Consider the following 12,473-nt stretch of genomic DNA (forward strand, 5'->3'; position numbering starts at 1 on the left):
TAAATTAACTCAATTGATTTAAAAATTAGCTCATTCAAAAAATCAAAATCAAATCAATAAATATTTTACTAATTTTAACAATTATCTAAATACAATATTTGCAAACAATGTTATTTATTAAGTTTACTATATTGTGTTCACCAAAACGAAACAACTTTTAATGAGTACTTTAAATCACAATTTCCTTGCTAACGGGGGCGAAATGGGCGCATTAATGCGTGCAAAAGAGTGGACAAAATCTCCAATTGGCGCTATTGATTCATGGCCGCAAAGTTTGCGTACTACTTTAGGAATTCTTTTAAACTCAAAATTTCCAATGTTTTTGTTTTGGGGACCGGAACAAATTTGTTTTTATAATGATGCTTATCGCCCAAGTCTGGGAAATGACGGAAAACATCCTGCAATACTGGGACAAAAAGGAGCTGAGTTCTGGCCGGAAATCTGGGATTTTATTAAACCATTAATCGATCAGGTTCTTACTTTGGGTGAAGCCACATGGCATGAAGACCAATATTTGCCTATATACAGAAACGGGAAAATGGAAGATGTTTACTGGACTTTTAGCTATAGTCCCGTAAATAATGATGATGGAAAAGTAGATGGAGTTCTGGTTATTTGCAATGAAACAACTGATAAGGTAAAAATCCTTAAAAATTTAGAAGATAACAACGAACGCTATCGCAATAATATTCTTCAGACTCCTAATGCGATGTGCATTTTTAGGGGCAACGATTATGTTGTTGAAATTGCGAACGAATTAATGCTTGAAATTTGGGAACGAAAGATAGAAGAAGTAATCAATCAGCCCATTTTTAAAGCATTGCCCGAGGTTACAGGTCAAGGACTTGAGGATGTTTTACTAAACGTATATACTACAGGAGAACGATTTACAGCATACGAATTACCCGTTAAGTTAACCCGAAAAGGTAAAATCGAAAATACTTTTATCAATGTCGTTTATGAAGCATTAAAAGAACCGGACGGAACCATTTCCGGCATTGTTGCAATAGCCAATGATGTTACTATACAGGTTATTGCCAGAACAGCGGTTGAGGAAAGTGAAAAACGTTTCAGGAATACTGTAAAACAGCTTCCGCTTGGAATAGCGATTCTTAAAGGTCCCGATCTGATGGTTGAAATGGCTAATAGTACTTATCTTCAGATCATTGATAAAACTGAAGACTATGTTTTAAACAAACCCATATTTCAATCAGTTCCTGAAGCAAAAGAGACTGTTTATCCGTTACTCTCTAAGGTTTATCAGGAAGGCATTCCCTATTATTCGGATGAATTAGAAGTTACTCTAAATCGTTACGGCAAACAGGAAGTTTGTTACTTTAATTTAGTTTTTCATCCTTTAAGAGAAGAAAACAACAATATTGAAGGAGTTATTATTGTGGCTCACGAAGTTACTGAAGCTGTAAAAGCAAAGCATCTTTTAACTGAAAGTGAAAAAGCTTTTAGAAATTTAGTAATGGATTCTCCTATTGCAATGGCAATTTTTAGAGGGAAAGATCACATTATCGAGATGGCCAACAATACCATGATGAAGACCATCTGGCAAAGAAAGAAAAAGGAAACTATAGGTAAGCCCATTCTGGAAGTTTTCCCGGAATTATCAGAACAAAAATACCCGGAACTCCTCGATCAGGTTGTTTTGAATAAAAAAATTATTCGCGAAAACGAAGCAATTGCATACATAGACATAAAAGGAGAACTTAAAAAGTTTTATCTTGATTATCAATACACTCCATTATTAGAAAAAGAAGGGAAAGCCTCAGGAGTGATGGTTACTGTAACTGATATAACATCAAAAGTAGAAGCCCGAAAAAAGGTAGAAGTTGCTGAGGAACGTGCCAGATTAGCTGTTGAAATTGCCGAAATTGCAACTTGGGATTTAAATATTGTAACTCAGGATTTAATTTACTCAGAAAATCTCGCAACTATTTTTGGACATGATAAAGTATCTAAAATAACCCGCGCACAGATTAAAGCTCAGGTTCATCCTGATGATCAGATTATTCTTGAAAACGCCTATAATTTAGCACTGAAAACAAGTATTTACAAATACGAATCACGCGTTATAAAACCGGATAATTCTATTTGCTGGATAAAAGCACATGGGAAGATATTTTTTGACGAGAACAAAAAACCCGTAAAAATGCTGGGGACTATTATAGATATCACGGATGAAAAAAACAATCAGGAGACATTGATAAAAAGTGAGGAAAAATTCAGACTCCTCGCCGACTCTATGCCACAGCATATCTGGACAAGTGATTCGTTGGGGAATCTAAATTATTTTAATCAATCTGTTTATACCTATTCCGGAATTCCTGTTGACGAAATTGTAAAAAAAGGCTGGCTTCAGATTGTACATCCTGAAGATCGGGAAGCAAATGTAAATGCCTGGATAGAGGCTATAAAAACAGGAAATGATTTTTTATTAGAACATCGTTTTCTTCGTCATGATGGCGAATACAGATGGCAGTTAAGCCGTGCAATTGCTCAAAAAGATAACACAGGAAAAATTCAGATGTGGGTAGGTACAAGTACTGACATTCAGGATCAAAAGAATTTTACAAACCAGCTTGAGAAACAAGTTTCTGAACGCACGGAACAGTTAGAAATTAAAAACAGGGATTTAATCAATATGAATATTGAACTGCAGTCTTTTGCCTATATTTCGAGTCATGATTTGCAGGAACCACTCCGAAAAATTCAAACCTTCGCAAGCCGATTATCAGATTTAGATGAGCAGAATATTTCGGCGAAAGCCAAAACTTACCTCAGCCGAATTGAAGTTGCAGCAAAAAGGATGCAGACTCTAATTCAGGACCTTTTAGAATATTCGAGAACAAACTCCGCCGAAAGAGTCTTTGTAAAAGTGAATCTTGATGATATTGCCGAAGAAATAATAAGTGATTTCTCAGAACGTATTGAAGAAAAAAATGCTCAGGTTATTTTTAATCCATTAGGAGAAGCTACAATTATTCCGTTTCAATTCAGACAATTGCTTCATAATTTAATTGGAAATGCCCTTAAGTTTTCTAAAAAAGGCATATCTCCAATCATAGAAATTAAAGCTAACAGAATTAAAGGTAATAAGATAAAACAACTTGTCGATTTCCCTGATAAAATGTATTATCATCTTAAGATTTCGGACAACGGAATTGGTTTTGACGCCGAATACAAGGAACGTATTTTTGAAGTATTCAAACGTTTAAACACTGATACTGAGTTTGCAGGCACAGGAATAGGCCTGGCTATTGTAAAAAAGATTGTAGAAAACCATAAAGGAATTATCACAGCAAGTGGCGAAAAGAATAAAGGCGCCACTTTTGATATTTACATTCCTGAATTACAGTAGGTTTATTATAACTTATAAACGAAGTCTTTATCTGTTGGATTAAATTTTTTCCAATCGATCTCTAAGGCGTGATTAATAGACTTTATAATATCTTTCATCAAAACGGGCTTTGTAATGAAGTAATTAGCGCCTAAAATGCGACATCTTTCTATTATACTTGGTTCATTTGAAGTCGAGAAGATAATAACCGGAATATCATTTTTTATTTCAGAATTTCTAAGCTCAGTCAAAACATCGAATCCGTTTTTTCCTGGCATATTCAAATCTAAAAAAACTACATGCGGCGTAGGTGGCGGATTATAAATAGCATCTAATAATTTTTCTCCCCCACTATATGTTTGAAGTGTAATTTTTTTTGGCAATGACTCTACTGCATCTGTAAAAATGCTCAAATCATCTTCATCATCATCAGTATAAAATATAGTAAAATCAGTCATGTGTTATTTGTAAATTGGGTGTTTTCTCCCTCAAAGATAACCAAATTTATAGAAAAATCAATTGCTTTTAGAGTAACAAATAAAAATTTAGTAATTGAAATCTCATAATTTTTAAATCTAATTGTGTAAGCTCAAAAGCTGCAAAAATCTGAATTTTGTTAGTATGTAGTGTTAAACAAAAATCACACACATATTACTCATAAAATGAGCGTATTAACAAATTAATCAGTTATAAATTATAAAAAATAAAGTCATGGGAGATCATAAAGACCTTACGAACGAATTTGCTGTAGATAAAATAAAAAATCTTGCAGAAAACATAAAAACGTGTATGTTTTGTACATATAATGAATACAGACTGCAATCACGCCCAATGTCAGTCCAGAAAATTGATGATTTAGGTCAGCTCTGGTTCTTATCTGACAGAAATAGCAACGTAAATGCAGAGATAAGCCTTAACCCGCAAGTCGAACTGTTTTTCTCTGAGCCACACGATAAATTCCTGACACTGCATGGGAGCGCAAGTATATCATATGATAGGGAGACAATTAAAGAATTGTACGATCCAATTGTAAAAGTTTGGATGCCCGAAGGCGAAGATGATCCCAACTTAAGTGTTATTAAGGTGGTTCCGGAAGATGGTTATTATTGGAACAATAAAAACGGAAAAATGGTCGCCATAGCAAAAATGGCAACTGCTTTTGTAACTGGAAAAACCATGGACGACGGGATTGAAGGCACTTTGAAATTGTAGCATTTAAAAAGTAAAAAAAAGATCGGTAGTTTCTATTTTAGAAATTACCGATCTTTTTTTTTGTTTTTTTGTCATCTCGACGAAGGAGAGATCACATTAGATTGAAGCATTTTTGTCGAATATTGGATGTGATTTCTCCTTCGTCGAAATGACACAGATTGCGTTTTTTTGTCATCTCGACAGAGGAGAGATCACACTAGATTGAAGCATTTTTGTCGAATATTAGATGCGATTTCTCCTTCGTCGAAATGACACAGATTGCATTTTTTTGTCATCTCGACAGAGGAGAGATCACACTAGATTGGAAGCATTTTTGTCGAATATTGGATGCGATTTCTCCTTCGTCGAAATGACACAGATTGTGTTTTTTTGTCATCTCGACAGAGGAGAGATCACAATAGATTGGAAGTATTTTTGTCGAATATTAGATGCGATTTCTTCTTCGTCAAAAGGAGACAGATTACGTTTTTTGTCATCTCGACAGAGGAGAGATCACACTAGATTTAAGCATTTTTGTCGAATATCGCATGTGATTTCTCCTTTGTCGAAAGGACACAGATTACGTTTTTTTGTCATCTCGACAGAGGAGAGATCACACTAGATTGGAAGCATTTTTGTCGAATATTAGATGCGATTTCTCCTTCGTCGAAATGACACAAATTGAGTTTCTACGATTGCGATAAGAAAAAAACGCACTCGATTAGAAGCATTTTTGTCGAATGTTAGATGCGATTTCTCCTCCGTCGAAATGAACAGATTGCGTTTTTACGATTGCAATCAAGAAAAAAACACACACAATTAAAAGCATTTTTATCGAATATTAGATGCGATTTCTCCTTCTTCGAAATGACACAGATTGTGTTTTTAAGATTGTAATCAAGAAAAAAACGCACTCGATTAAAAGCATTTTTGTCGAATATCTCATGTGATTTCTCCTTCGTCGAAATGACACAGATTGCGTTTTTTTTATCGTATTAACAGAAGTGAGATTTGCACCTGATTAAAATACTATACTTCGAATGCTAAATACGATTCTCTTGCTCATAAATTGATAAATTCTGATCGAATACCAGAGTATTTTGCAGTTAAATTTTTCAAATACCAAAAAACATCATTCCAACATATGTTTTAGTTCTAAAGCATTCAGGATCCCTGCCTCACTTGCAGTATTATTAAAATACACAAATGCTGATTTTGATTGTATTACTTCCTTTATATGAAGTAATTCTTTAGGCAGATAACTGGAGTAAAACATTTTGGGTTTTCCATGTAATCTAATAAAAATTAGCGGAAAATCTTTAAAAATAGTGCTTGGTAATTGCGGATGGCTGACGCTGCAGAACGTAATATTATTTTCTCGAAATGCATTCCAGACTTCTTCATTCCACCAACTTTCATGACGAAATTCGATCACGTTTTGAAAGTTTAAATCTAAATTAGAGATGATTTGATGGAGCTTTTCGGTGCTAAATTGGTAACTGGGCGGAAATTGGAATAAAATACAGCCTAATTTCTCTTTCAGACCTGTTTTGCATACATTATAGAACTCATTTATACGGTCCTGACAATCAGAAAATTTCTTAATATGCGTAATTTCTTTTGGTGCTTTTACGGAAAAAATGAAATTTTCGGGTGTTTTTTCGTACCAGTTTTCGAATATTCTGACTGTCGGAAACTTATAAAAGCTTCCATTGAACTCATACGTGCTAAAGTACTGGCAATAAAACTCAAACCACCTAGAAGATGACAAGTTGTCAGGATAGAAAATCCCTCTCCAAAAGCGATTATTGAAACTTGAGCAGCCTATTAAAACCTGATTTTTCATACGTGTAGTTTTTGACAGTTGGTACAAAAGAAACTTCTGCGATTTCTCTTCCCTGTGTGTTTTCTGTGAATGGGAAGATTGCATCGCAAACAAACACTTTTGGTGTAAGTGAGCCAATGTTTTTTTAATTCATAGTTTTTCTTCCAATCTAGAAATTCAAAACTATAAATCGAACATTCGTTGATAATATTTTTTAAATCTTTAGACGGGATTTTTCCAATCAAAGATTCGGGGTGAATTTTACACCGGTACAAAACTTCATTTTTAATAATGTTCCCTACTCCCGAAAAAATATTCTGATCTAGGATTGCATCACAAATCATTTCGTCCGGAATTTTATCTAAACTTTTTTTTGCTTTTTTGGGATCCCATTTTTCATTCATTACATCTTCGCTCCAATTGTAATAAAGATTAATATCGCCTTCGAGAATTTTAACTGAGCATGTATAAAAATTCAATTCTCCGTTAGAAAAAATCATACTCAATCTTGGCTTGGTTTCTTTGCGTTCGTTTATTCGATATGTTCCAAACATGAGCAAATGAATCTTAACGGTGAAATCATCAAAACAAATTAAAAAATGTTTTCCCCATGTTTTAAAATCAAGAATTGTTTTGCCTTTGAGACGTTCAATGTCAATAGAACTATTTCCATCAACTTCGATTATTTTTTGTCCCGCGAATTGCTGTACTTCTTCTTTTAGAATTATTATAGACGGACCTTCTGGCATAATATCAATTTTAAATTTATAAACTAAAAAAAGTGCAACCTGGCGGTCGCACTTTTCAGGATATTTATGTTGTGAATTAATCTGCTTCTGCAGCTTCAAGATTTACGGCATTTACAGCCACTTCTGTAAGTTTTTTATCAGCTCCTTTTTCTTCGTCAAGTGTTTGTTCTAAAATTGTGGCAGCTTCAGGCAAACCAAGAGTTTCTGCAAATTGTCTTAAAGTTCCGTATGTAGCAATTTCGTAATGTTCTATTTTTTGTGCTGCCGCGATAATACCTGCATCACGCACAACTCCAATTTCTGTTTCTTCAATAATGCCTTTCCCTTCTTCGATTAAGCCGGCCATCGCATCGCATTTTTTTGCCGAAGCTTTTTTACCAATTAGCGCAAAAACCTTCTCTAATCTTGTTACATGTTCTTCGGTTTCGATCAAATGATTGTTTAAAGCGTCTATTAGCTCTTCTGACGTTGCGTTTTTGGTCATGAGAGGTATTGCCTTGGTCAAGGCCTTTTCGGCCCAGTAAATGTCTTTTAATCCATCTTCAAATAATTCTGTCAGTCCTGACGCTGCATCTGACTTTGCTTTTGTAGCTCCTTTTTTTACTTCTGGTTTAGAAGCTGTCTCTTTTTTGCTATCTGTACTTTTCATGGTAATAATTTTTGTTAATTAATATTTGATAAAATTACCATCTTGATTATCAGGCCGGTTATACTATTATAAGTTAAAATTTCATTCTAAGCACCTGTATATTATACAATTAGATTTTAGAATTCTGTAAGACATTTTTTTGCTTTGAGAGATAGATTTGTAGTATCAATATTAAAAAAACATATTACAATGAAAACATATACAGACTATACCTATCAGGAAGCTGAACTTTACTTTCAACAAAAATATCAAAGGGGACATTTAGATGTTGATACGGCTATTTTAATTGATAATGCGATTGACAATCTTCTTAAGAAAGACAATATTGCAAGAAATGAAAATATCCCAAATGAAGAACAGGCAGTAAATGAGGACGACTACATCAACAATAATCAGGACGAAGAATTTGAAATTATTGATGTTGACAATCTGGATGACGAAGAACATATCGAAGACGAAGATCATTTTGATGATGATGATTTAGAAAGAAACGATAACTAATGTTTCTGAACATACTAAACACAAAAGACTGTTATTTACATATCGGTCTTTTTTTTGTTGTAAACTTAAATAAAATATAACCATCTGTTAATTATACAATTACATCACATAATTTTATAATACAATCGGTGGGTTTCGTTATAGATTTGTAATATAAAAATATTAAAACACAGAAATCATGAATACTACAGATCAAAAAAACAGCATGATTAAAGGAAATAGAGATCCTAGAAATCAGAATCCAGATACGACAGATAAAAATACACTTATGAACGAAGAAATGTATAATATCGATGAAATGAAAGAAGGCGATGATAGTAACAAAGAAATCGCTGAACGTGGTTATACCGTTAGAAATGGTCATAATACCGATAAACCAAATCCAGATGAACTTGATGACGAAGAAGACCTGAACGATGACTTTCATGACGAAGATGATCTAAAGCATGATAGCGATGATTTATACAAAGAAAAACTGGATCAGAACGGCAACAATGTCGATGATGTAAATGACGAACTTGATAATCCGTCTGAGGCATCTCTGGAAAGAGAAGAGGAAGACTTTAATGAAACCGGAGATGATCTGGACGATATCGATGACGACGAGGATGAAGAAGAGGATGAATACATCGAAGATGATGTTCAGGAAGAAGATGTAGAATATCCGAGGAAGTTTTAATTTTTTTTCAAAAAATTAAAAAGGAACAAAGGTTCAAAGTCGCAAAGGTTCAAAGTTTCTATACTTTGTCTTTTGCTGCTTTGAACCTTTGTGATTTTGAACCTAAAAAAAACTTTGTCCCTTTGAACCTTTCTCTCTTTGAACCTTTGTTCCTTTGTCCCTTTTTTCAAAACCTTTGAACCTTAAAAAAAAACTAATCCCCAATAATTTCAAGAACCGGGATATCGTCCATTTTTTCCAGGCGTTCTGCCAGTCCTGCCCTTGCCTCTTTTAGTTCTTCTTCGGCTTTAATTAGTTCTTCCAGTAGTTTATCTTTTCCTGTTGTGACTTTATCGATTTTACGCATGATTTCATAAATTTCACCTTCTGCCTCCATTACTTTCAGTCTTTTGTAGTACGTCAGACTTTCGGTCATATGCGCCAATGCTATCATTGCTGTTAAAAACGGATGATTATTGGTTACATTAACATCCTTAATTTTTCCGTGTTCGAGTTCTACTTTCAACGCAAAAGCAAATTCTTCCATATTAAAAGCGTGGTATTTGCTTTTTGGATTTAAATAAGCCTTAATCGACTCAACATTGTTCATGGTAGACAAATCAACATCTGTTTCTTTTTGATCGCTTAAATCGTTAAAAACGACATTTCCTATCGCCCTTGCTTCGGCAATTGTAGGATCATTGTCAGGATTTTCGAAATCACGTGTCGACCAATCCCAATTTTCAGGATGTACAGGTTTTATATATTTCTCGCAAAAATCTGTTACATCGTTTTTTAAACTCACCATTTCACTGTCTCTTTTTATATAGACATCCTGATAAGCACCACTTTTAGTTCCCATAATATTTATTTTTTAAATGCAAACGACACATTTACCGAGATATATGTGTCGTTTTTTAATTGTTATTTATTTGCTGACTAAATTCTTTTTCTTCCGCTAATTAGTGATATAATAAATAAGACTAAAAATATGAAGAATAAAACTTTGGCAATACTTGCGGCTCCTGCAGCAATTCCTCCAAAACCAAATATTCCGGCGATGATCGCAAGAATAATAAAAATGACTGTATAACGTAACATAAGCTTGTGTTTTTAGTTGATAATGATTTTGTTTATTACTCAAATTTCATACTTTTTAAAGAGATGTATTAACTCTAAACATTATTTTTTTAGTGCTATCAAACCTGATTTACAATAAATTGATCTGATAATTCTGGATAAGTTCTGAAAACGCAATTTCGCTATGCGAAAAATGCTCCTTGGTGCTTCGGCATTTTTTTGCCCGATCAAAATACTGCTGTATCGAACCATCTTCGTAGGTCGAAACCAATAATGGGTGAACATAGTAATTCTTGCATACATTTCTGGTATTTCCCAAGGCTTTGGCCGTTGTATCAAAAGCAGATAAAATATTTTTTTTAATTTCTTTTTCGTCTGTTGTAGTTCCTATCTCCATCAAAGTTTCAAAAAATACAATCGATGCTGCCCAGGTTCTAAAATCTTTGGCGCTGAAATATTCTCCTGAGATTTCATGCAAATATTCGTTGACCATATGGCTGTCGAGCACTTTTCTTTCGCCGTTTTTATCATAATACTTAAAAACTTCCCAACCCGGAATTTCCTCGCAGCGACTAACCAATTTTACTAATTTTTTATTTCGGGTCGTAATTGTATGCTGTACCCCTTTTTTTCCTGTAAATTCAAACCGAAGCGTATTTTTATTGATATTGATATGGCGTTTTCGCAAAGTCGACAATCCGTATGATTTATTGTCTTTGGCATATTTCTCGTTTCCAATTCTAATGTGTGTTTCCTCCATTAATCGAATCACAAGAGCAACCACTTTCTCTTTAGACCATTCTTTCTTTTCAAGATCTTCATCGACTTGTTTTCGAATCAAAGGCAACTTCGTTCCAAATTCGGCTATTTTATAAAATTTAGTCTGATTGCGGATCAAATTCCATTTAGGATGATATCTGTATTGTTTTCGATTTTTCACATCTAAACCTACTGCTTGCAAATGTCCGTTTGGCAAATCCGAAATCTGAACATTTACCCAAGCCGGCGGAAGCACCAAACTGCTAAAGCGTTTCAGTTCGCTTTTTTGTTTAATACAGCGTCCATTCTTTTTATAAACAAATCCATCATCGCATTTGCATCGTTCTATAGGCAACTTTTGATTGTTTACATAAACTAAATCTAATTTATCAATTACCAAATGCGGTGTTTTGATCAATTGATTCATTAGTTTTTCGGTTTTCGCAGCTGCATTCATGATCGTTTTGTTTGTTTATTGTGGCATTTATATTTTTAAACTCTATTTTACTAATGTTGGTTTCGATTATTCAAACATATTTAAACACTTAAAATATCAAATACATAAAAACATATCTTTTGTTTGCTTAAAAAAAAAGTCGTTTCACTTATCTAAAAAAACACATAGTGCTTGATGTAAAAAAAAATGTGTTTTTTTTTGTAAACCTTCTTTAGTTATTTTGCAGCGAATGAATCAGATTCTTTTTGCTCATATACGAGCGTCCTGCGATTCCAACTTTTTTGGCTTGTTCGTATAATTCAGCTTTTGTCCATTCGTCATATGGTTTTGCTCTTCCGCCCTTTTCACCAGAATCTGGCGTATTGGCAATTCGGGCTGCTTTTTCTTTACTATACCCAATTTCTAAAAGTGCTTGATATTGTTTTTCGTTTTTAATTCTTGCATCTGGCATGACTGAAAAATTTTGAGGTTAATAACTTAGAAATTTGTTATATCAAAATTCCTCAAAAACCAGAAATTAGTCGTTATACAATTCTGCAATATATTTTCATAATTAACTCTATACGAGAACATTTGCTAAAATAAAGTTTTATTAGATTTTTTTGAAGCTATTTCCGCTGTCCTTCCAATCTTTTTCTTGCTCAAGAAGCAAGAAAAAGGATTTCCCCTCCCATCAGGGCTAGATTTATTTAAATAAGAAAAATATTATAAATTAAGAATTTTTATTACATTTACGTGTTCTTAAACTACGACACGAGAATCAAACAAAATTTGCCTTTGTTATATGGTAATGCTATTAAAAACAATAACAACACCTTATCAACATGGGCTTAACATTCACTAAAATGTCACGTTTATGAGTACAAACACCCTTTCGAAAGAAGACGAAACAAGGCTTTTGAATTTCTTCAACAACACAATTGCCCCAAAAGGAATGGCCAAAGCATTGAGACAAGTAAATTATGTCATGGCTTTAGGAGTTATTAGGGAAGACGAAACTCTACAGCAGAAGTTACCAGAATAGAAAGCAGTTTTTATTGGCTGAATGAATTAGCCGAAATTTTAAATCCTTATCTTGATGTAGAATAATTTCTATCAGGAGATTTAAAATTATCATAAACCGAAAAAGCCCTGATCTTAAAAAAGAGGGCACTGAAAAAGTAACCGTTTATCAAAAGAGGCTGTTTTCAAATATGAAAACAGCTTCTTTTTCTTTGATATCCTCGGATAGGTGACGGAGAACACTTTCGTACAG

At 33.7% G+C, this 12,473-nt stretch carries 12 protein-coding genes and 1 pseudogene; 5 read left to right on the forward strand and 8 right to left on the reverse strand.

Going from position 1 to position 12,473, the window contains the following annotated elements:
- Positions 1 to 160: 160 nt before the first annotated feature.
- Positions 161 to 3,370 (forward strand): PAS domain S-box protein, encoded by a 3,210-nt coding sequence (locus tag NJT12_RS21230; protein ID WP_271338085.1) that lies wholly within the window; start codon positions 161 to 163, stop codon positions 3,368 to 3,370.
- Positions 3,371 to 3,375: 5 nt separating this feature from the next.
- Here NJT12_RS21230 and NJT12_RS21235 read toward each other — a convergent pair whose 3' ends face one another.
- Positions 3,376 to 3,807: a response regulator gene (locus NJT12_RS21235; RefSeq protein WP_271338087.1), complete on the reverse strand. Its 432-nt coding sequence runs from the start codon at positions 3,805 to 3,807 to the stop codon at positions 3,376 to 3,378.
- Positions 3,808 to 4,060: 253 nt separating this feature from the next.
- Here NJT12_RS21235 and NJT12_RS21240 point away from each other — a divergent pair, with 253 nt between their 5' ends.
- The gene (locus NJT12_RS21240) at positions 4,061 to 4,561 is read left to right on the forward strand and encodes a pyridoxamine 5'-phosphate oxidase family protein (protein WP_271338089.1); all 501 of its coding nucleotides are present in this window, start codon (positions 4,061 to 4,063) and stop codon (positions 4,559 to 4,561) included.
- A 1,111-nt stretch (positions 4,562 to 5,672) separates the two neighbouring features.
- On the opposite strand, the gene NJT12_RS21245 is transcribed toward NJT12_RS21240, so the two are convergent.
- The 3 genes from NJT12_RS21245 to NJT12_RS21255 all read right to left on the reverse strand — a co-directional run bounded on the left by NJT12_RS21245 (position 5,673) and on the right by NJT12_RS21255 (position 7,763).
- Complete coding sequence (locus tag NJT12_RS21245) at positions 5,673 to 6,386, reverse strand: DUF72 domain-containing protein (RefSeq protein ID WP_271338091.1); 714 nt, start codon at positions 6,384 to 6,386, stop codon at positions 5,673 to 5,675.
- The gene (locus tag NJT12_RS21250; protein WP_271338093.1) at positions 6,383 to 7,114 is read right to left on the reverse strand and encodes a DNA-formamidopyrimidine glycosylase family protein; all 732 of its coding nucleotides are present in this window, start codon (positions 7,112 to 7,114) and stop codon (positions 6,383 to 6,385) included. The genes NJT12_RS21245 and NJT12_RS21250 overlap by 4 nt, the downstream gene beginning before the upstream one ends.
- A gap of 76 nt (positions 7,115 to 7,190) precedes the next feature.
- Complete coding sequence (locus NJT12_RS21255; protein WP_271338095.1) at positions 7,191 to 7,763, reverse strand: YciE/YciF ferroxidase family protein; 573 nt, start codon at positions 7,761 to 7,763, stop codon at positions 7,191 to 7,193.
- Between the two features lie 189 nt (positions 7,764 to 7,952).
- On the opposite strand from NJT12_RS21255, the gene NJT12_RS21260 reads away from it, so the two are divergent.
- Together NJT12_RS21260 and NJT12_RS21265 are read left to right on the forward strand one after the other, a co-directional pair.
- A complete protein-coding gene (locus NJT12_RS21260; RefSeq protein ID WP_271338097.1) occupies positions 7,953 to 8,264 on the forward strand; it encodes a hypothetical protein in 312 nt (103 codons plus the stop codon).
- Between the two features lie 178 nt (positions 8,265 to 8,442).
- Positions 8,443 to 8,943 carry a hypothetical protein gene (locus tag NJT12_RS21265; protein WP_271338099.1) on the forward strand — a complete coding sequence of 167 codons (501 nt, stop codon included), beginning with the start codon at positions 8,443 to 8,445 and terminating at the stop codon, positions 8,941 to 8,943.
- 193 nt (positions 8,944 to 9,136) lie between these two features.
- Here NJT12_RS21265 and NJT12_RS21270 read toward each other — a convergent pair whose 3' ends face one another.
- The 4 genes from NJT12_RS21270 to NJT12_RS21285 all read right to left on the reverse strand — a co-directional run bounded on the left by NJT12_RS21270 (position 9,137) and on the right by NJT12_RS21285 (position 11,669).
- Positions 9,137 to 9,784, reverse strand: a complete 648-nt coding sequence (locus NJT12_RS21270; protein WP_271338101.1) for a DUF5661 family protein — start codon at positions 9,782 to 9,784, stop codon at positions 9,137 to 9,139.
- Positions 9,785 to 9,861: 77 nt separating this feature from the next.
- Positions 9,862 to 10,023: a DUF1328 family protein gene (locus tag NJT12_RS21275; RefSeq protein WP_271338103.1), complete on the reverse strand. Its 162-nt coding sequence runs from the start codon at positions 10,021 to 10,023 to the stop codon at positions 9,862 to 9,864.
- A gap of 109 nt (positions 10,024 to 10,132) precedes the next feature.
- A complete protein-coding gene (locus tag NJT12_RS21280) occupies positions 10,133 to 11,218 on the reverse strand; it encodes a DNA topoisomerase IB (RefSeq protein WP_271338104.1) in 1,086 nt (361 codons plus the stop codon).
- 211 nt (positions 11,219 to 11,429) lie between these two features.
- A complete protein-coding gene (locus tag NJT12_RS21285) occupies positions 11,430 to 11,669 on the reverse strand; it encodes a DUF7218 family protein (RefSeq protein WP_271338107.1) in 240 nt (79 codons plus the stop codon).
- Positions 11,670 to 12,074: 405 nt separating this feature from the next.
- On the opposite strand from NJT12_RS21285, the pseudogene NJT12_RS21290 reads away from it, so the two are divergent.
- Positions 12,075 to 12,307: pseudogene (locus tag NJT12_RS21290) on the forward strand (hypothetical protein).
- Positions 12,308 to 12,473: the final 166 nt, after the last annotated feature.

Origin of the sequence: Flavobacterium azizsancarii, assembly GCF_027980145.1 — a bacterium.
Classification (GTDB): Bacteria; Bacteroidota; Bacteroidia; order Flavobacteriales; family Flavobacteriaceae; genus Flavobacterium; species Flavobacterium azizsancarii.